The sequence below is a fragment of the Bacillus sp. MM09(2025) genome (genome assembly GCF_050496725.1).
Classification (GTDB): Bacteria; Bacillota; Bacilli; order Bacillales; family Bacillaceae; genus Bacillus; species Bacillus pumilus.
Window position 1 is genome coordinate 341,058 of record NZ_JBNWEN010000003.1, and the last position, 18,039, is coordinate 359,096.

General features: G+C 41.3%; 21 protein-coding genes and 1 other RNA gene. 17 read left to right on the forward strand and 5 right to left on the reverse strand.

Features of this window, described 5'->3' with window-relative positions; all coding sequences use genetic code 11:
* The first annotated feature begins 54 nt into the window (after nucleotides 1-54).
* The 6 genes from ACQYAC_RS06025 to ACQYAC_RS06050 all read left to right on the forward strand — a co-directional run bounded on the left by ACQYAC_RS06025 (nucleotide 55) and on the right by ACQYAC_RS06050 (nucleotide 4,120).
* On the forward strand, nucleotides 55-225 hold the full coding sequence (locus ACQYAC_RS06025; protein ID WP_003215469.1) for a YpmA family protein: 171 nt from the start codon (nucleotides 55-57) through the stop codon (nucleotides 223-225).
* A gap of 12 nt (nucleotides 226-237) precedes the next feature.
* Nucleotides 238-723: a cell wall elongation/penicillin-binding protein regulator TseB gene (gene tseB, locus ACQYAC_RS06030; RefSeq protein WP_429942913.1), complete on the forward strand. Its 486-nt coding sequence runs from the start codon at nucleotides 238-240 to the stop codon at nucleotides 721-723.
* A gap of 115 nt (nucleotides 724-838) precedes the next feature.
* Nucleotides 839-2,131, forward strand: a complete 1,293-nt coding sequence (gene asnS, locus ACQYAC_RS06035; protein ID WP_088001079.1) for an asparagine--tRNA ligase — start codon at nucleotides 839-841, stop codon at nucleotides 2,129-2,131.
* A 98-nt stretch (nucleotides 2,132-2,229) separates the two neighbouring features.
* Complete coding sequence (locus tag ACQYAC_RS06040; RefSeq protein ID WP_034661036.1) at nucleotides 2,230-2,934, forward strand: DnaD domain-containing protein; 705 nt, start codon at nucleotides 2,230-2,232, stop codon at nucleotides 2,932-2,934.
* 17 nt (nucleotides 2,935-2,951) lie between these two features.
* Nucleotides 2,952-3,614: an endonuclease III gene (gene nth / locus ACQYAC_RS06045; protein ID WP_012010351.1), complete on the forward strand. Its 663-nt coding sequence runs from the start codon at nucleotides 2,952-2,954 to the stop codon at nucleotides 3,612-3,614.
* The gene (locus ACQYAC_RS06050) at nucleotides 3,611-4,120 is read left to right on the forward strand and encodes a YpoC family protein (protein WP_429942914.1); all 510 of its coding nucleotides are present in this window, start codon (nucleotides 3,611-3,613) and stop codon (nucleotides 4,118-4,120) included. Before nth ends, ACQYAC_RS06050 begins: the two co-directional genes overlap by 4 nt.
* Before the next feature lie 34 nt (nucleotides 4,121-4,154).
* Here ACQYAC_RS06050 and ACQYAC_RS06055 read toward each other — a convergent pair whose 3' ends face one another.
* Together ACQYAC_RS06055 and recU are read right to left on the reverse strand one after the other, a co-directional pair.
* Nucleotides 4,155-6,869, reverse strand: coding sequence for a PBP1A family penicillin-binding protein (locus tag ACQYAC_RS06055; protein ID WP_429942915.1), 2,715 nt, complete (start codon nucleotides 6,867-6,869; stop codon nucleotides 4,155-4,157).
* A 43-nt stretch (nucleotides 6,870-6,912) separates the two neighbouring features.
* Nucleotides 6,913-7,524, reverse strand: a complete 612-nt coding sequence (gene recU, locus ACQYAC_RS06060; protein WP_169057213.1) for a Holliday junction resolvase RecU — start codon at nucleotides 7,522-7,524, stop codon at nucleotides 6,913-6,915.
* 46 nt (nucleotides 7,525-7,570) lie between these two features.
* On the opposite strand from recU, the gene ACQYAC_RS06065 reads away from it, so the two are divergent.
* Nucleotides 7,571-8,527, forward strand: coding sequence for a DUF2515 domain-containing protein (locus ACQYAC_RS06065; RefSeq protein WP_144462819.1), 957 nt, complete (start codon nucleotides 7,571-7,573; stop codon nucleotides 8,525-8,527).
* Between the two features lie 23 nt (nucleotides 8,528-8,550).
* On the opposite strand, the gene sspM is transcribed toward ACQYAC_RS06065, so the two are convergent.
* A complete protein-coding gene (gene sspM, locus ACQYAC_RS06070) occupies nucleotides 8,551-8,640 on the reverse strand; it encodes an acid-soluble spore protein SspM (protein ID WP_429942916.1) in 90 nt (29 codons plus the stop codon).
* Nucleotides 8,641-8,836: 196 nt separating this feature from the next.
* Between sspM and ACQYAC_RS06075 the strand changes: the two genes are divergently transcribed.
* The 3 genes from ACQYAC_RS06075 (at nucleotide 8,837) to ACQYAC_RS06085 (ending at nucleotide 10,058) form a co-directional block, all read left to right on the forward strand.
* Nucleotides 8,837-9,070: a YppD family protein gene (locus tag ACQYAC_RS06075; protein WP_257474628.1), complete on the forward strand. Its 234-nt coding sequence runs from the start codon at nucleotides 8,837-8,839 to the stop codon at nucleotides 9,068-9,070.
* 57 nt (nucleotides 9,071-9,127) lie between these two features.
* Nucleotides 9,128-9,499, forward strand: coding sequence for a YppE family protein (locus tag ACQYAC_RS06080; protein WP_169057111.1), 372 nt, complete (start codon nucleotides 9,128-9,130; stop codon nucleotides 9,497-9,499).
* Nucleotides 9,500-9,605: 106 nt separating this feature from the next.
* Entirely contained in the window at nucleotides 9,606-10,058 is a 453-nt protein-coding gene (locus tag ACQYAC_RS06085; RefSeq protein WP_429942917.1) for a YppG family protein, read from the forward strand.
* Between the two features lie 20 nt (nucleotides 10,059-10,078).
* Here ACQYAC_RS06085 and ACQYAC_RS06090 read toward each other — a convergent pair whose 3' ends face one another.
* A complete protein-coding gene (locus ACQYAC_RS06090) occupies nucleotides 10,079-10,498 on the reverse strand; it encodes an Hsp20/alpha crystallin family protein (RefSeq protein ID WP_003215994.1) in 420 nt (139 codons plus the stop codon).
* A gap of 167 nt (nucleotides 10,499-10,665) precedes the next feature.
* Between ACQYAC_RS06090 and ACQYAC_RS06095 the strand changes: the two genes are divergently transcribed.
* Nucleotides 10,666-11,172 carry a PTS sugar transporter subunit IIA gene (locus ACQYAC_RS06095; RefSeq protein ID WP_144462821.1) on the forward strand — a complete coding sequence of 169 codons (507 nt, stop codon included), beginning with the start codon at nucleotides 10,666-10,668 and terminating at the stop codon, nucleotides 11,170-11,172.
* 50 nt (nucleotides 11,173-11,222) lie between these two features.
* On the opposite strand, the gene ACQYAC_RS06100 is transcribed toward ACQYAC_RS06095, so the two are convergent.
* Nucleotides 11,223-12,341: an NADH-dependent flavin oxidoreductase gene (locus ACQYAC_RS06100; RefSeq protein ID WP_429942944.1), complete on the reverse strand. Its 1,119-nt coding sequence runs from the start codon at nucleotides 12,339-12,341 to the stop codon at nucleotides 11,223-11,225.
* A gap of 160 nt (nucleotides 12,342-12,501) precedes the next feature.
* Between ACQYAC_RS06100 and ACQYAC_RS06105 the strand changes: the two genes are divergently transcribed.
* From ACQYAC_RS06105 to rnpB, 6 genes are all read left to right on the forward strand, one after another.
* On the forward strand, nucleotides 12,502-14,748 hold the full coding sequence (locus ACQYAC_RS06105; RefSeq protein ID WP_061408318.1) for a DEAD/DEAH box helicase: 2,247 nt from the start codon (nucleotides 12,502-12,504) through the stop codon (nucleotides 14,746-14,748).
* A gap of 23 nt (nucleotides 14,749-14,771) precedes the next feature.
* Complete coding sequence (locus ACQYAC_RS06110; RefSeq protein WP_429942918.1) at nucleotides 14,772-16,019, forward strand: ribonuclease H-like domain-containing protein; 1,248 nt, start codon at nucleotides 14,772-14,774, stop codon at nucleotides 16,017-16,019.
* 315 nt (nucleotides 16,020-16,334) lie between these two features.
* Nucleotides 16,335-16,571, forward strand: coding sequence for a spore coat protein CotD (cotD, locus tag ACQYAC_RS06115; protein ID WP_080984739.1), 237 nt, complete (start codon nucleotides 16,335-16,337; stop codon nucleotides 16,569-16,571).
* 49 nt (nucleotides 16,572-16,620) lie between these two features.
* On the forward strand, nucleotides 16,621-17,163 hold the full coding sequence (locus ACQYAC_RS06120; protein ID WP_199800961.1) for a DUF1273 domain-containing protein: 543 nt from the start codon (nucleotides 16,621-16,623) through the stop codon (nucleotides 17,161-17,163).
* 75 nt (nucleotides 17,164-17,238) lie between these two features.
* The gene (gpsB, locus tag ACQYAC_RS06125) at nucleotides 17,239-17,544 is read left to right on the forward strand and encodes a cell division regulator GpsB (RefSeq protein ID WP_012010336.1); all 306 of its coding nucleotides are present in this window, start codon (nucleotides 17,239-17,241) and stop codon (nucleotides 17,542-17,544) included.
* Between the two features lie 60 nt (nucleotides 17,545-17,604).
* An RNA gene (gene rnpB, locus ACQYAC_RS06130) (RNase P RNA component class B) lies at nucleotides 17,605-17,988 on the forward strand.
* The last annotated feature ends 51 nt before the right edge of the window (nucleotides 17,989-18,039 follow it).

An 18,039-nucleotide genomic window follows, 5' to 3' on the forward strand; every position in this document is an offset into this window, starting at 1 on the left:
TCCCGTGCCGAAAAGTATGACTAACAATATTTACGTACCGAGGAGGAATTAGAAGTGGAAAGTAAAATAGAGGTACTTTCAACTGTTCACATTAAGCATTCAGAAGACCTGTATAAAATTGTTGACTTATTGAACAGAACGCTTAAAAGAGAAGATCTCATGTTTGGATTGGCATTAGATCAAGAAGATCAAAATCAAGCGATATTTACAATATATCGCACATAGGGGAAGCTTGACATGAAAAAAATAGTCTGGATCATCTCATCCATTGCGGCTCTCGTTTTGCTCATTGGTATCATCAGCTTTACGTGGATTTATCAGATTGCCATGGGACAAAAAGAACAAGGTCATGAGGCGGCGATTGAACGAGCAAAAAAACAAGCAAACATCGTACAAGTGGAGCAAGTAGAAACTTTTGTTGGAAAAGAAAAACAATTTATTGTTGAAGGGAAAAACAAACAAAACGAAACAACCTATGTTTGGGTACCTGCCAGCAAAAAAGAAAAAGTGATCGCAAAAAAAGCAAAAGAAGGCATTAGCTCAAATCAAGCAGTACAAGCCGTTCAAAAGGAGAACACGGTCTCTAAGCTAAAGGACGTTCAATTAGCAAGAGAAGATGACGTACTCCTTTGGGAAGTGACGTACTTAAATGAAAACAATCAATACAGCTTTAGCTATGTCGATTTCTCGACAGGACACGTGGAAAAAAATGTAACGCCGTAGTTTCTCCTGTCTTGCGTTGACCATGCTGATTTAGAACGGTTATAATAAAATGTATGAAAAAAGAATCACACCTATCGAAAAGGTGAGCTTCTTTCTGGCTTTGGAGGGAATTATGTTGAAAACAACGATTAATCAAGTGTTCAAACATGTCGATGAAGATGTAACCATCGGCGCATGGATTGCCAATAAACGTTCAAGCGGTAAAATTGCATTCTTGCAGCTGCGTGACGGGACAGGCTTTATTCAAGGAGTCGTAGTAAAAGCAGAAGTGGAAGAGGAAGTCTTTAAGCTTGCGAAATCAGTTACTCAAGAAACATCTGTCTATGTGACAGGACAAGTAACAAAAGACGAGCGTTCACCTCTTGGTTTTGAATTGCAAGTGAAATCCATTGAAGTGATTCACGAAGCAACTGACTACCCGATTACACCAAAAGAGCATGGAACAGAATTCTTAATGGATCACCGTCATTTATGGCTTCGTTCTAAAAAGCAGCATGCTATTATGAAAATTCGTAATGAAATCATTCGTGCTACATATGAATTCTTCCATCAAGAAGGCTTCGTGAAAGTAGACCCGCCAATTTTAACTGGAAGTGCACCTGAGGGTACAACGGAGCTGTTTGCAACGAAATATTTTGATGAAGATGCGTACCTTTCTCAAAGTGGACAGCTTTACATGGAAGCTGCGGCAATGGCACTCGGAAAAGTATTCTCATTCGGTCCAACATTTAGAGCTGAAAAATCTAAAACAAAACGTCATTTAATTGAGTTTTGGATGATCGAGCCTGAGATGGCTTTTGTCGAATTTAATGAAAATCTTGAGTATCAAGAAAATTATGTGACTCATGTGGTTCAAAGTGTACTTGAAAACTGTAAAGTGGAACTGCATACACTTGGCCGTGATACAGCAAAATTAGAAAATATCAAAGCACCATTCCCGCGCATCACTTACGATGAAGCAATTAAATTCTTGCAAGAAAAAGGATTTGACGATATTGAATGGGGAGATGACTTCGGCGCGCCTCACGAAACAGCGATCGCTGAAAGCTACGATAAACCGGTGTTTATCACTCATTATCCAACATCATTAAAACCATTTTACATGCAGCCTGCACCAGATCGTGATGATGTCGTTCTTTGTGCAGACTTGATTGCACCAGAAGGCTACGGAGAGATCATTGGCGGTTCTGAGCGTGTCCATGATCTAGAGCTGCTTGAAGCAAGATTGAAAGAACATGGCCTAGATCAAGAAACTTATAAATGGTACACAGAATTAAGACAATATGGTTCTGTACCGCATTCAGGTTTTGGTCTTGGACTTGAACGTACAGTTGCTTGGATTAGTGGAGCGCCGCATGTGCGTGAAACCATTCCTTTCCCAAGATTATTAAACCGTTTATATCCTTAAGTCGTGAAAGCCTCCAACATATGGAGGCTTTTTCAAACGTTTATTGAAGGGGCACGTGAAATAAAACGTGATATACTTAAAGTGAAGAGGTGTATCCGATGAATAGGCAGCAATTTATTAATATGCAGCAAATGGGCTCGACTAGTTTGCCTAATTTGCTGATTGCTCATTATGAGCAGTTAGGACTGAATGAATCACAAATGATGGTGATGCTTAAGATTAAAATGAATGAAGAACAAGGTGTGTTCTTTCAAACATTTGAAGAGCTATCCCATGGCATGACCATTTCAGCTGAAGAGTGTGCGTATATGGTTCAGCATTTAATTCAAAAAGGATTTATTTCGATTCAGCCGTTTGAAGACGGGTCTGGTATTCAGCATGACCGTTACTCAGTTGAGCCTTTATGGGGCGTGCTGTATGACTTTCTAGAGGCAAAACAAGCGAAGGAAGGTCAAAAACTTCATGTACAGGCTGAAAAGTCTTTATATGCTTTATTTGAAGATGAATTTGGCAGACCACTGTCCCCTCTTGAAGGAGAAACACTCTCGATTTGGATGGATCAAGACCATCATGATGCTGAAATGATCCGCCTAGCATTAAGAGAAGCGGTTTTATCAGGAAAATTAAATTTCCGTTATATCGACCGAATTCTGTTTGAGTGGAAAAAGAAAGGGCTGAAAACAGCGGAAGAAGCAAAAGAGCATAGCCAGCATTTCCGTTCTCAGCAAAAAGCGCCACCTTCAAAAGAAGAGACGTCAACATATAAGCGACAAGTTCCTTTTTATAATTGGCTGGAACAATAACCAATAAAGGAGAAGTCATGTTATCAAAAAAACAAATCAATGAATGTTTAGATATTATAGGAGATATGTTTCCAGAAGCTGAGTGTGAGCTTGTTCATTCCAATCCATTTGAACTTGTGATCGCTGTAGCACTTTCTGCGCAGTGTACAGACGTGCTTGTCAACAAAGTGACCAAAACGTTATTTCAAAAATATAAAACACCAGAAGACTATTTAAGTGTACCGCTTGAAGAATTGCAGCAAGATATTCGTTCGATTGGCCTTTATCGAAATAAAGCCAAAAACATTCAAAAGTTGAGCAAAATGCTGATTGAAGAATATGGCGGCGAGGTGCCAAAAGATCGGGACGAACTTGTGAAGCTTCCTGGGGTGGGCCGGAAAACAGCAAATGTCGTCGTTTCGGTCGCTTTTGGGGTGCCGGCAATTGCAGTGGATACACATGTGGAACGTGTCAGCAAGCGACTTGGAATCTGCCGCTGGAAGGATTCAGTTCTGGAAGTAGAACAAACTTTAATGAAAAAAGTGCCAGAAGAAGATTGGTCTGTGACGCATCACCGCCTAATCTTTTTTGGTAGATATCACTGCAAGGCGCAGCGTCCGCAGTGCGAATCTTGTCCGCTTCTTGATATGTGTAGAGAAGGGCAGAAAAGGCTGAAAAAAGGATTGGTGAAGCTGGCATGAGCGGGGCAGTTGTTTTTTCCGCATATGTCGAAAAATTAAAAGAGAAAAAGGTAGAGATGAAAGGCGATCGAGTAAACATCCTTAGAGAGCATCCACTCGCATATGATCTATCATCAGAACTTTTAACAGATGAACTTCCATGGCAGAAAACAGAAGAATTTGTTCCTGTGATGTTCGAACTGTGGAATGAATTAAAAGAAAAAATGCTTCCTCGTTTTCAAACAAGAAAGTCACGGTGTGAAGAAGAGGATATGCTGCAAGGGATTGTCAGTATGATTGCCGTGTTTTACTGGATCAAAGGGGAGAGACTTCAAACGCTTGATTGGGAACATATTAAGCAAGAGACATTTCCTGTTGCTCCTATTAATTGGACAGAACGTTTAGAGTTCATTTTGCTAAAACCGACTCAATATCACTGCTTTATTCAACTAGACGAGTTATACACAGAACTAAAAAAGCAGTATGGAAAATATGAAGCACTTAAAAAGATTAGACAAAACCGTTAAAAAAAGCACTTGCCATATAGGCAAGTGCTTTTCATTATTCATTTTCTTTTCGATTAGGAGAAGTTGATTGCGAATTTGAGCTTTGAGAGCTGGTTTTCGCATCATCTTTCTTTTTATCTTTATTGTCAGTTTGTGAGTTGCCGTTCCCATTTGTACTGTCTGAGCCATTATCGGAAGAACCATTATTTCCGTTTTCCGTATTTCCGCCTTGATCCTGATCCTTATCTTTGTCTTGATCTTTTTGATCATCTGGCTTTTGCTCATCAGTGCCTGGGGGTTGATTTTTGTTATCGTCAGTCTGGTCTGTCTGCTCGTCGTCAGGCTGCTGAGGTTCTTCTTCTTCTTTGTTCTCATCATCTGCTTTTTCTTCCTCATCTTCATCATCCTTGATGGTGAGGAAAGTAGAAGCTGTTTTACTTGTAACATCCTCAACAGTGGCTGTCACTTGGAATTTATAAGTAGAGCCAGGCTTCACATCAGAGATAACCGCTTCTTTAGCAGAACTGTTTTGAATCTCTTTATAGCCGCCGTTATCAACCGCTTGTTTTACATTAAATGTAGCATCTGCGTCGTCATCATAGCCCCAAGTCAGTGTGATGGATTTTTTCTCTTCATCATACACTGCTTTTAAGTCAGAAGGCTTATCTGCTTCTTTTTTCTCATATGTGTCAGACACTTTTGTCGGAACCGTTCCTTTTACAAAGTATTCTGTTGTCTTTTTATCGCTCGGTGTATTTGGTCCGGCTAATTTCGCTGGATCCGATCCTTTTTCAACCGTAGCTTCAACGACACTGTCTGGTTTTTCAAATGAGCCGCTTCCATCATCAATTTGAGAAATTAATCGCTGGAAGACGATTTTGGCAACACGCTGCTCATAATCTGTGAGCCACATTTTGCCGTCCGCATCTTTTGAGTTACCGATCCCAGTCCAAACGGCTGCTGTATATTGCGGCGTATAACCAACAAACCACGAATCTTTCGCACCGCCAGAAGGTATATTGTATTTATTGATATCATCTTGTGTAAAGTTCGTTGTACCTGTTTTACCAGCTACTTGAACGTTCGGTACTTGTGCAAGTGTCCCAGTTCCAGATTGGACAGCAGTTTTTAGCATATCTGTGACCATAAATGCTGTGTAATCACTCATAGCCGCTTTGGAATCTGGCGTAAGGTCAAGCTTTGTACCGTCATTAAATTCAACAGATGTGACAGCATGCGGTTCATTATAGTATCCGTTATTACCGAATGCACTAAAGGCTCCAGCCATCTTCAGGGAGGAGACACCATCGTCAAATCCACCGATTGAGTAAGACTCTGGAATGTCAGACGGTAAGTCCATACCTAAGTTATTAGCGAATTTAACGGCATTGTCTGTGCCAGCTTCTTGGAAAGCCTTTAGGGCAGGGATGTTTCTTGATTGTGCCAAAGCACTTCTCATCGACATTTTCCCTAAATGTCTTCTGTCAAAGTTATTAATCGGTGTACCGTTTGAGTACGTATATGGCGCATCATCAATTTGCTGATACGTTGACCATTTTTTGTTTTCAATGACAGGACCGTAATCTAAAATTGGTTTTATCGTTGAACCTGGCTGACGTTTTGCATCTGTCGCATAGTTAAAGCCGCCAGCTGGTACATCACGTCCACCGCCAATAGCTCGGATTTCACCATTTTTCGTATCAAGCAGGGTGACACCCGCCTGCATACCTTTCGTAAAACCAACTGAATCCCCATTGATAATATCATCTAAGTGATCCTGAGCTTTTCGATCAAGTGATGTATAGATTTTTAGTCCATCTGTTGATACATCCACTTTGGCTTTTTTCTGTACTTCTTCCATGACTTCTTCAATGTAAGCAGAATACTTACTTGAGTTCTGGCTCTTATATTTATCAGCAGGGACTACGGTCTTTTTGACAGGGGTTGCTTTTGCAACTTCATAGTCTTTCTCTGAAATATAGCCTTGTTTTTTCATGAGTCCTAATACGATATTACGGCGTTTTTCCGCTGCCTCAGGATTTTTCACTGGGTTATAAGCAGAAGGGCTCTGCGGCATACCAGCAAGTGTGGCAGCCTGTGCAACAGTTAGTTTATTTAAATCTGTCACGCCGAAAAATTGTTCAGCCGCTTTCCCAACACCATAGGCATAAGGCGAGAAGAAAATACGGTTTAAATACATTTCTAAAATTTCATCTTTAGAGTACTTTTGCTCAAGCTGAATCGAGAGCCATACTTCCTGTACTTTACGTTTTAACGTTTTTTGATTGTTAAGTAGAGTGTTTTTCACAACTTGCTGTGTAATTGTACTTCCACCTTCAGCTCCAAAACCGTCCTCGACGTTTGCGACAAGGGCACCGCCAATACGGATTGGGTCAATCCCGTGGTGTTTATAAAAACGTGCATCTTCCGTTGCAATAAATGCTTCTTTTACCACATCAGGTATATCTTTAATCGAGACATACGTTCTTTTTTCCGCACCGACTTCTGCAAACACTTTCTTGTCTATGTCATAAAGCTTTGAAGAATACGGTGTTTTGAGCTTACTATCATCAATTGAAGGAGCGCTTGATGCAAAAACGGCAAAAGTTGTGATTCCGGCCACTACACATAGGAGACCGATCACGAGTAAAGATAAAAATATTTTTTTAAATAGACCTGCTTTCTTTTTGCCTTTTTTGTTCTTTTGCTTCTTATTGTTTTCTTGACTTGCTTTACGTCGCTGTTCACGACTTGTAAATTGATCAGACATCACATCTCAACCTTTCGTGTTAAACCTTTTTCGAACGTCATTGTTACTCACTTTCATCCGAAAAATGAAGTGTCTCCACTACTTTAATATAATCAATTCTTGGCGAATATCCAAGTGTCATTAAGTGGCCTGCTTCCACTAATTCGTCTTTACTAATGGATTTTCGGCCGTTTAGCTTCTGCCGCTCCCAAAAGAAAAAGAGATCTGAAGCGGGCAAATAATAAACGGAGCCAAATGCGGATATAATAACGAAACAAATACCGCCTTGCTTTTCAACCTGTTTCATATGCTCAATTTGATGGTCGTGGAAATTTTTGAGCGGAAACGAGGTGGCGCTTTTGGTTTCCTTTGCTTCAAAATCGATATAGCGCCCTTTGTACACTCCATTATAGTCTGTTGTGGATGATTGTTTAAAGTAGGCTTCTTTGATCACAGCAGCGCTTCTTTTTGGATAATCCACATTCACAATTTGAACGGGGGTAGGCTTTTTATGAATGACTGCGATCCCGTTTACCAAATAGTACTGGTTGGTTTCATTTAAGTCAGCCTCAAGCGTCATCCCGCGGTTACTATAAGAGGATTCGCCGCTGATTCTTTTTTTTGTCCCAATTGGTTGAATGGGCTGATACGATTTTCCGTTTGGATACCGAATCATCAAGTTTCAGCCTCCTTTTAATGCATTTTGTATTGGAGAGATACCTATGTTGTCACAAAAAGAGCACATCATCACTCAGCATATATTGCGTGAAACGAAAGTGAAAAATAAAGACAACCTGACGAGGACAAATGCTTACAAGCGCTTTTATGACCGTCATCCAGAGATGAAATGGTCGCTGCTTGCTTCCTTTGTCTCGAGAAATGCTGGATGGTCTATGACGGATCTAAAGGGCGAGCTCTTCCATCCAGGTTTAACAGATCAAGAGGGGCACCTTTTTTTCACAGCATATGAAAGAGCGAATTGGCTGATCTTTGCGGATGCTTACCCTCAGCTTCTTTTGTATGAATGGTCTAAGCGGTGCGGCAAACCCTTGTTTCATCTGCTTCCGTATTTTTCTGTATCTCGTTTTATGAGCACTGAGTGGGAGCGATTTTGGTTAAAGCGTGACACAGAGCGCCTGCTTTATGCACTCATCATAAATGAACAATATACTATACAATCTCCTATTATACAAAATCCTCTTCTGAAAAAGAATGTTTTTCACTCGATTCAATATCTGTTCAGCGAGTGGGGACATTTTCAAACCGTTGTTTTTCCAACGGTGGACGGGCATTTGTACGGGTTAACCATACGGAAGTTTTCCCACGTAAAGGAGCGTATTACATTAGGGAAAAAACTAGCGAAACTATTATTTCGGGCCGATTTATTTTCGGATTTTTATCATTTTTTGCATACTGTTCCGCATACCGGATCACGGTTTGATTTTGAGCCGTTTTTAGGGATCGCTAGGAGGTCAACACCTTTTCTTCGAACTGTTTATCCAGTGATGACACATTCATTAGACGATCAAAGAGAAGATTGGTTTCAAAAGAAATTGAGCCCATCTTTGTTTGATGCAGAGACGCTGCCAAAACAAATTGAGCTGACCGACTGGTATTTTCATAAAAAAAGACAGCTTCGTTTTCTTTTCTCATTAGAGCACTATTTTTTGCATAAATAAAAAGCAGGGGGTACCTGCTTTTTTTACGTGGATGGTCGATTAGGACCGCCGAGCTTTTTATCAAGCTGATCTGTACTGTTTTCTTTCCCTTTTGGTTTTTGCTGCTTTTTCATGAAATCTACCTCCTTTGTCCTTAGAATTTACACAATCGGACGCAATCATACAAAGAAGGACAAGCATATGTCGAAAAGGAAGAAATAGCGCTCATCTACACTTAGATTGGCGATTTGCTTCTAGTTTTGTCATGTGTGAAGGAGGGTGTGAAAGAAAAGAGAATGTAACGAGAGACGATAAAGGAGGAATCTGATGATGAGCGAATTTGTATCAAAAGAATCCATTTTGCAGTTATTAGAGGAAATCGAGCGAAAAATTGATGCGGTGGAACAAGAGCTGTCTCTTGCTGTGAACGAAACAACACGTGCAGCCATAGAAGAGCAAGAGCAAATGATAGACCGGCTTGAATCGGAAGTAAAGGACTGTGAAGTGAAGATTCACGCAGCTGAGTATCAACTGGCGGCAAGACCGGCATACCACGCAGGGTAGCTTTCTATTTGAGCAATAAGTAAACGTTTGATAGGATGGTTCATAGAGGTGAACACTTTGGATAATCAAACATTACTTAAACATACACAAGAGCTGAGAATATGGATCGAAGAGGCGTATGAGCAGTACCAAAAGGGAAAGGCTGAAGAGGAATACCCCGTTTATGATTTTCACACAGAAATTCAGCCAGCCGTTGAGACGTTTGATCAGAAAATGGAAGAGTGGCTCACTGCTGCGATCTCGTTTATTCATCTGGCGAAACCTAGATATTTACACGAAGAACAGCTTGAAGCCGTCAAAGAAAATGGGAAAGAGGTTGTCCTGCAATCTTATTTTGGCAAACAGCATGCACCCCGTGTGAAAAATTTAGTTGAGTCAGTGATTTACACACTGAACCTTTTAATAGAAGAAATTAACAAGCGCAGCTGAAGACATCGCTGCGTTTTTCTTATGGCTGCTTTAGGCACATCTTCTGTTCTTCATCATAATATATGAGTGACAAGACTATGTGTTGAGAGCGAGAGGAGCGAGATATATGATCCCTTATTCAAACCAGCAGCCTTATGAATTCAATCCATTCAATCAAGGGCCTTTTCCGTATCCAGAAATGCAGCAGCAGCCTCCGCAGCCTCCAGAATATTTCATGCCGCCACATCAAGGTGGCATGAGCCAGGCATCACCTGCTGTCTATCAGCCGCCTTATGGATACCAAGAAAATGGGCCGCCTTATCAGCCGCCCGAAGCGATCAATCAACCCCAGATGCAGCCACCAGGCATGATGCACATGCAGCAGCCTATGAACCCTTATCCTTTGCCCAGACCGCAAAAACAGCAATCATCTCAATTTAAAAGTGTGCTATCGCAATTCAAAAAAACGAATGGACAATTCGACTTTAACAAAATGTTTGATACAGCTGGGCAAATGATGAGTACGATGAATCAAGTAGGCTCATTAGCGAAAGGATTTACGAGCATTTTTAAAGCATAGTGAAAACCCAATAGAAGGATCTATTGGGCTCTTTGCTTTGGTGCCGTTACACGAAGTGTTTGATCTTTCCACACGCTTTTCATGTTCGTTTCATCTATTTTTGCCGGCATTAAAATGGTTTTTGTAAAGCTCGAATACGAGGAAGTTGTATCCGTTTTGATTGTTTCTTGCACGGATAAGTGTAAATATTGGGCTTTTACTTCTAGCGCGATATCGCCTTCAACAAAATGGTCGGGAAATTGGATTGCGATATACACAAACTGCTCATCCTCTGTCACATCGGTCGTAATCGATGCAAGTGAATGCGATGTGGTCATGAGCGCCTCCGCACTATTTAATATCTCATGAAACGGGGAGGATGCGAAAAATTGTTCAATCGCTTCATAGAGAATATCTTCATTTGCCAGCAATTCATGTTTCTTTTCGCCTTCATGTTCCATTTGAATCACCTCTCATCTACAGCCTATGCAGAAAGGACTCAGGCGGTTATCAATTGATGAGAGGAAAAAATTATGATTAAATAGTGTTGAATGAAGCAAGGTGTATGAGCGTATCGTTTCATACACGGAATAGATCTAGAAGCAAAGCTTGAAGGGAGCAATTGACATTGCTGAAAAAATTATTCGGTTTCGGGAAAAACCAAGATGATGTAAAGGAAGAAATCATTTATTCTCCAGCTGATGGAGAGTTAATGGATATGACGGATGTACCAGACCCTGTTTTTTCTCAAAAGATGATGGGAGACGGCGTAGCAGTGAAACCAAAAAGTGGTACGATTGTGTCACCAGTAGAGGGTGAAATCATCCAGCTCTTCCATACAAAACATGCAATTGGCATTCGAACACTCTCAGGGCTTGAGCTTCTGATTCATATCGGACTTGAAACAGTGGGATTAAATGGTGAAGGATTTGAAGCGCACATCAAAGAGGGAGATAAAGTGAAGATCGGTGACCCTCTCATTACGTGTGATTTAGAACTGATTGAAGAGAAAGCGTCAAGCACAGTGACACCGATTGTCATTATGAATGGTGACTTGATCGAGCATCTCGAAAAAGAACCAAAGGGATCTGTTGAAAAACAGACATCTAAGCTTTTTACCGTTAAATTAAAATAATCAGGACAAAAAAACTACCCAATTGCATGAGGGTAGTTTTTTTGATGACATTAATCTTCCATCGGAACCCAGCCTTGACTCGCTTCCATAACAGACCACAATCCTTCTGGGATCAAATACTGATCTTTTTGGCTTCGTTTAATGACAGTTTCAATCTCGCTTTCTCTGCCTTCTTTAATCTTCTTTGCCCAATCTAGATCGACGATCAGTTCACGTGCGACAGCGATAAGCGGAATTCCTTGGTTATAGGCATTTAGTGCATCTTCGGCTGTAATCACGCTGCCTACGCCGATGAGCGGAAGTGTATCGCCGCAGCGATTCTTTAGCAGCTCCATCCGAGTCTTATCCGTATCTGCACCGCGTCTTGCTTTAGAGTCAATCTCCATTAAAGAGATATGCAAATAATCAAGGTTTTTAGTTTTAAGAACATCGACTAAGGTAAACGTCTCTGTCATCGTTAAACCAGGTGTTTCTGGTTCTTCAGGGGATAATCGATATCCAAAGATAAACGGTTTTGTCGCATGTCTTTCGATTGCCTCTTTCACTGCATCCACAACAGCGATAGGGAAAGCTAGACGCTTTTCTTCATTTCCTCCCCACTGATCTGTCCGCTGATTGCTATGCGGAGAGTAAAATTGCTGTAATAAATAACCGTTTGCACCGTGGATTTCCACGCCGTCAAATCCTGCTTCGACCGCTCGTCTTGCTGCTTCTTTAAAAGAGTCAATGATATGGACAATTTCCTCTTCTTTTAAAGCGCGTGCAATCTGATTTCCATCTTTAAATACATCACTTGGCGCAACCACATCACCATTTGGAACTAAGTGAGGGAGAGCCTGAGAGCCGCCGTGATGAATTTGAATGATGGCTTTTGTTCCCTTTGCCTGAATCGCAGAAGCTAGTTTTTTCAGACCAGGTATATCTTCATCTCTTGCGATAGAAGGCTGTCCTTCAAATGCCTTACCATCTGGAGTCACGTTCGCACATGCTGTGATCACCATGCCCATCTCACTAGATCTAGCTGTAATGAAATCAATTTCCTCTTTAGAAATGGTGCCATCCTCGTGAGAACCGAAGTGTGTCATTGGCGCAACGACTAACCGGCCATTAATAGACGCACCTCCTGGAAACGTAAATGGTTCAAATAAAGGCTTAAATTCGTTTTTCACTCTCATCATCTTCTTCCTTGATAAAATCATTTCACTATAGAAGTGTAATAGATACTGTTACAACACTTCAAAGTATTTGCTCATAAGCTGCGCATCAAAAAATTGCCGCCTAGTCATGCAAACAAATATTCGGTACACTATGTAAGAGAGGTGATGCGATATGAAAAAGAAAACAATGAACGAACTCATAGAAGAATTAAAAAAAGATGAACAGGTAGAACATTGGCATGAAATTGAAGCGAAGCCCGCACAGACCTCTCCAGTGCCTGAAAGAGTGAACGAAAAGCTGAAAAAGGCGCTTGAGAAACGAGGCGTGAGTGAACTCTACATTCATCAAAAGGAAGCCTTTGAACGTGTGATGGACGAGGAGCATGTTGTAACTGTCACACCAACAGCTTCAGGTAAAACACTTTGCTACAATCTGCCTGTCCTTCAGTCGATCGTAGAAGATCAGACAAGCCGCTCCCTTTATTTATTCCCAACAAAAGCGCTCGCACAAGACCAAAAGAGTGAACTTAACGAGATCATCCACGAGATGGATGTTCCGATTCATAGTGAAACATATGACGGGGATACCTCACCCGCCATTCGGCAGCGAGTTAGACAAGCAGGACATATTGTCATCACAAACCCGGATATGCTGCATTCAGCCATTTTGCCTCATCATACGAAATGGGTCAGCTTGTTTGAGAATTTGAAGTATATTGTCATAGACGAGCTTCATACATATCGAGGCGTATTTGGCAGTCATGTAGCCAATGTGATTCGCAGGTTAAAACGAATTTGTGCATTTTATGGAAGTGATCCGATTTTCATTTGTACGTCCGCAACGATTGCGAATCCAAAAGAGCTTGCGCAGCAGCTAACGGGAAGCAAGATGCATTTGATTGAGCGAAACGGGGCACCTAGCGGTAAAAAGAATTTTGTGTTTTACAACCCGCCAGTTGTGAATAAACCACTAAATATTAGACAAAGTGCCGCCACTGTCGTCAATCAGCTGGCTAAAACTTTTTTAAAGGAAAAAATCCAAACGATTGTTTTTGCTAGAAGCAGAGTAAGAGTAGAAGTGATTTTAAGTCATATTCAAGAGCTAGTGAAAAAAGAAATCGGTCCAAAATCAATTCGTGGATATCGTGGAGGCTATTTACCAAAAGAGCGGCGCGTGATTGAAAAAGGATTGAGAGAAGGAGATATTCTAGGTGTCGTCAGTACGAACGCACTAGAATTAGGTGTGGACATAGGTCAGCTCAAGGTCTGTATCATGACCGGGTATCCTGGCAGTGTAGCGAGTACATGGCAGCAGGCAGGCCGTGCTGGAAGGCGTCATGAGGAAGCACTCATTATCATGGTGGCAAGCTCCTCACCCCTTGACCAATATATTGTCAGACACCCAGAATATTTCTTTAATAGACCACCTGAAGCTGCCAGAATTAACCCTGAAAACCTCATTATCTTAGTGGATCATTTAAAATGTGCATCCTATGAGCTTCCGTTTCGGGAGGATGAACAGTTTGGCGGCATGGACGTAGAAGAGATTTTGCAATACTTACATGAGGAAGGCGTTCTCCATTTTAGCGGGAACCGGTATTATTGGTCAGATCAATCGTTCCCAGCGCATGGCATCAGCCTCCGGTCTGCAAGCCAGGAAAATGTCGTAATTGTGGATCAATCAGATGTGGCGAATGTTCGGATTATTGGCGAGATGGACCGTTTCAGTGCGATGACGCTACTTCATGATGAAGCCATTTATTTACACGAAGGGGTTCAGTATCAAGTGGAAAAGCTAGATTACGAGCATCTGAAGGCTTATGTGAAACAAGTAGATGTAGAATACTATACAGATGCGAATTTAGCCGTCCAACTTAAGGTGCTTGAAATCGATCAGACGACAGAGAAGGAAGCTGTATCTGTTCACTACGGTGATGTGACCGTTAACGCAATGCCGACGATTTTTAAAAAAATCCGTCTGAGTACCGGTGAAAATATCGGATCTGGACCGATTCACTTACCGGAAGAAGAAATTCATACGAGTGCTGCTTGGTTTGAATTACATGAGGCAGAGCGGAGATTTGAAGAGAAAACTCTTGAACAGCTGCTTCTAGGCATTGCAAATGTTCTTCAGCACATTGTACCTGCTTTTGTGATGTGTGACCGTTCTGATATTCATGTGGTTTCACAAATTAAAGCGGCACATACCGGAAAACCGACGGTCTTTTTATATGACCATTACCCTGGCGGAATCGGCTTAAGTAAGGAAGTACAAGCTCGCTTCGATGAAATAGCAGGCGCAGCCATTCAGCTCATTGAGCGGTGCCGCTGTGACAATGGCTGTCCATCCTGCATTGGCATGGAAATGAAAGAGGTCAACGGAAAAAGCAGCATCGTTGAATTGATGTCCGTATTTTAAGGGAAAGGAGGGGACACCTGCTCATGTCTTTAAAAGGGAAATTAAACAGAATGAAAAAGCATCTATCGCACAATCAGACACATGAAAACCGGCAGAAAACATCGGAAGGAATACCTCAGCCTGTGACTTCAGAAAATATCCCATTTTTAAGAGAATGGGAAGCATTAGGTGTGTCTCCTTATCATTTTGAGGAGTCCTTTTGTCTGATTCGCGAAGTTACCTACTCATTAGATCATCAGCATGGGCGCTATTCGTTTCCGGAACTGCCGAAAATCATTGAGCAATGGAACGAAAGCGGCATCCAGCATTCGCTATCGGCTAAAGGGTACGAGCCGCACGAGCTGTTTTTCTTTGATACAGAAACAACAGGATTATCTGGCGGTACGGGAAATATGATCTTCTTGCTTGGACACGCACGTGTCTTTTCGGGCAAAGTGGTGGTGAAACAGCACCTGCTCACCAATCCAGGAAATGAAGCGGCTCTTTACAAAAGCTTTCTGGATGAAGTAAACGTAGAATCGTTAGTTACATATAATGGTAAATCATTCGATTGGCCGCAAGTGAAAACGAGACATACGCTTTTACGAGGTCAAATCCCTGCACTTCCTGAATACGGCCATTTTGATCTTCTGCACGGATCTAGACGATTGTGGAAGCATAAATATGAACGAATGGCGCTATCTGTTGTGGAAAAAGAAGAGCTGCACGTGCAGCGTGAAAACGACACGCCGGGGTTTTTGGCACCGATGATTTATTTTCATTTTTTAAAGGAACAAAACCCGAAGCTGATTGAAGGAATCTTGACTCATAATGAACTAGACGTCTTATCGTTAATCAGCCTCTACATTCACCTATCCAAAAAAATACTATCTGAGGATGCGGTAAAGGAACACAATGAGAAATATGCGCTCGCTAGGTGGCATCTTGCTCATCGTGATGTACAGGAAGCAACGAAGCATTTGCAGGAATTAACGAATGCTGACTTTGAGCATGCGAATCAGGCATCTTATGATCTTTCCTTGCAATATAAACGACAAAACGAGTGGGATCAAGCGGTTCAAATTTGGGAGAAATTATTTGCATCAAGTGATGTCCATTTAGCATTAAAAGCGGGTATAGAGCTTGCGAAGTATCAAGAACATCGTGAAAAAGATGCAAGATCAGCTCTATCTGTCACTGAATCGTTATTATCTTTTTCTACGTTAAGTCAGCGAGAAACTGAAGAACTTGAAAAGCGAAAAAAACGGCTTTTGAGAAAAGCTGGGCAATAAACATTATTGCCCGGGAAAGCGCAAAACATGACAACGTTCGGCTCTCGACCGAAAATGAAAATTGTTTAGCACTTTTATTGTAGAAAAGTCACGAATCCTGTAAAATAACGTTAGATATTGAATGAGGAGCGTAGAGCATGTATAAGGGTCTTTTCTACTTGTTTTTTCTTGTTGTCATTTTGGTCGCTTTTGTGTTTTCAAACTATAAGGATGTTTTCCTTGCAAACTTTTAAAATAGGTTAATGCATTAGTACATGTACACCTCTTAATTCATACATTATTAATGTAAGAAAATTAAGGAGAGGGGAATGCTACATGTACCATCATCATCATTGCCAGCCTAATGTTACACAGCCAATTGTTCATCCGACGAATCATTGCTGTACACACAGTGATTCAACAACAATTGTGCCGCATATCCATCCGCAACATGTGACAAATGTTCACCATCAAAATTTCAAACATGTTCACTACTTCCCGCATACGTTTTCTCAGGTGGACCCGGCAACACATCAACACTTTAACTGCGGTGGACCTTGCTGTAACAGATAAAGTGGAATGGGACTTTTATAAGTCCCTTTTTTTAAAAGCAGGTGAAAAAATGAAAATTATTGCTGTCACAGGGTACAAGCCATTTGAGCTTGGGATATTCAAACAAGACGAGCCTGCACTTCAATACATAAAAGCGGAGCTTCAAAAAAGGCTGACAGCTTTAATTGAAGATGGCCTCGAGTGGGTTCTCATATCAGGCCAGCTTGGTGCAGAAATCTGGACGGCCGAAGTAGTATTTGAGCTTCAAGAGGAGTATCCAGCGTTAAAACTTGCCGTCATTACGCCATTTTATGAACAGGAAGAGCGCTGGAATGAACAAAACAAAGAGTTGTATGAAGGAATTCTTGCACAGGCCGATTTTGTAGAAAGTGTCACGCATAGACCGTATGAAAGTCCGGCACAATTTAAACAAAAGAACCGTTTTTTTATTGAAAAAACAGATGGACTCCTCGCCCTTTATGATCCGGAGCATGATGGCTCGCCAAAGTACATGATCAAAGAAGCGGAAAACTATACCGATTACCCTATTATGTACATCACAATGGATGATTTGAGAGCGCAAGTTGAGGCGGAAGATCCGTTTTTTGACTAAAAGCAAGAGAAAATTTGACAACGTCACGTATTTCTGAAAAAATATACTATGAATTCACGATATGAGGTGAAAAAGATGCTTGCTGATAAAGTAAAGCTTTCTGCGAAAGAAATTTTAGAAAAAGAATTTAAAACTGGTGTCAGAGGATACAAACAAGAAGAAGTCGATAAATTTTTAGATATGGTCATTAAAGACTATGAGACCTTCAACCAAGAAATCGAAAAGCTTCAACAAGAAAACCTCCATTTGTCAAAACAGCTTGAAGAAGCCGTTGAGCAAGGGAAAAGACAGCCTGCACAGTCTAATACAACAAACTTTGATATTTTAAAAAGACTATCTAACCTTGAGAAACACGTTTTCGGAAGCAAACTTTATGATTGAGCCTTGCTGAAAAAGCTTGTGCCTCATGTCATTGTCGTTTATAATAACGCATGTTGATTAACGTTCGGGTAATCGCTGCAATGCGTTTAGACATTGCAGAGGAAAGTCCATGCTCGCACGGTGCTGAGATGCCCGTAGTGTTCGTGCCTGGCGAAAAAATAAGCCAGGGCAGCCTGGGAAAGGCTGACGGCAGGAAAAATGCCTACGTCCTTTTAGGATATGGCAAAGTATCCTTGAAAGTGCCACAGTGACGAAGTCTCACTAGAAATGGTGAGAGTGGAACGCGGTAAACCCCTCGAGCGAGAAACCCAAACTTGGTAGGGGAACTTTCTCAAAGGAACCAAACGGAGAGAAGGACAGAGTATTCTGTAGATAGATGATTACCACCTGAGTACGAGGCATTTGCCGTTTGCAGTACAATGGAACAAAACATGGCTTACAGAACGTTATATCCGTTATTATAAACATGATGAAAACAAAGCTCTCCTATTTCAA

Excerpts from the sequence above, each read along its gene's own strand:
- tseB (WP_429942913.1), top strand. The coding sequence starts at position 238 with ATGAAAAAAATAGTCTGGATCATCTCATCCATTGCGGCTCTCGTTTTG.
- ACQYAC_RS06040 (WP_034661036.1), top strand. The coding sequence starts at position 2,230 with ATGAATAGGCAGCAATTTATTAATATGCAGCAAATGGGCTCGACTAGT.
- nth (WP_012010351.1), top strand. The coding sequence starts at position 2,952 with ATGTTATCAAAAAAACAAATCAATGAATGTTTAGATATTATAGGAGAT.
- ACQYAC_RS06050 (WP_429942914.1), top strand. The coding sequence starts at position 3,611 with ATGAGCGGGGCAGTTGTTTTTTCCGCATATGTCGAAAAATTAAAAGAG.
- ACQYAC_RS06055 (WP_429942915.1), bottom strand. The coding sequence starts at position 6,869 with ATGTCTGATCAATTTACAAGTCGTGAACAGCGACGTAAAGCAAGTCAA.
- recU (WP_169057213.1), bottom strand. The coding sequence starts at position 7,524 with ATGATTCGGTATCCAAACGGAAAATCGTATCAGCCCATTCAACCAATT.
- ACQYAC_RS06065 (WP_144462819.1), top strand. The coding sequence starts at position 7,571 with ATGTTGTCACAAAAAGAGCACATCATCACTCAGCATATATTGCGTGAA.
- sspM (WP_429942916.1), bottom strand. The coding sequence starts at position 8,640 with ATGAAAAAGCAGCAAAAACCAAAAGGGAAAGAAAACAGTACAGATCAG.
- ACQYAC_RS06075 (WP_257474628.1), top strand. The coding sequence starts at position 8,837 with ATGAGCGAATTTGTATCAAAAGAATCCATTTTGCAGTTATTAGAGGAA.
- ACQYAC_RS06085 (WP_429942917.1), top strand. The coding sequence starts at position 9,606 with ATGATCCCTTATTCAAACCAGCAGCCTTATGAATTCAATCCATTCAAT.
- ACQYAC_RS06090 (WP_003215994.1), bottom strand. The coding sequence starts at position 10,498 with ATGGAACATGAAGGCGAAAAGAAACATGAATTGCTGGCAAATGAAGAT.
- ACQYAC_RS06105 (WP_061408318.1), top strand. The coding sequence starts at position 12,502 with ATGAAAAAGAAAACAATGAACGAACTCATAGAAGAATTAAAAAAAGAT.
- ACQYAC_RS06110 (WP_429942918.1), top strand. The coding sequence starts at position 14,772 with ATGTCTTTAAAAGGGAAATTAAACAGAATGAAAAAGCATCTATCGCAC.
- cotD (WP_080984739.1), top strand. The coding sequence starts at position 16,335 with ATGTACCATCATCATCATTGCCAGCCTAATGTTACACAGCCAATTGTT.
- ACQYAC_RS06120 (WP_199800961.1), top strand. The coding sequence starts at position 16,621 with ATGAAAATTATTGCTGTCACAGGGTACAAGCCATTTGAGCTTGGGATA.
- gpsB (WP_012010336.1), top strand. The coding sequence starts at position 17,239 with ATGCTTGCTGATAAAGTAAAGCTTTCTGCGAAAGAAATTTTAGAAAAA.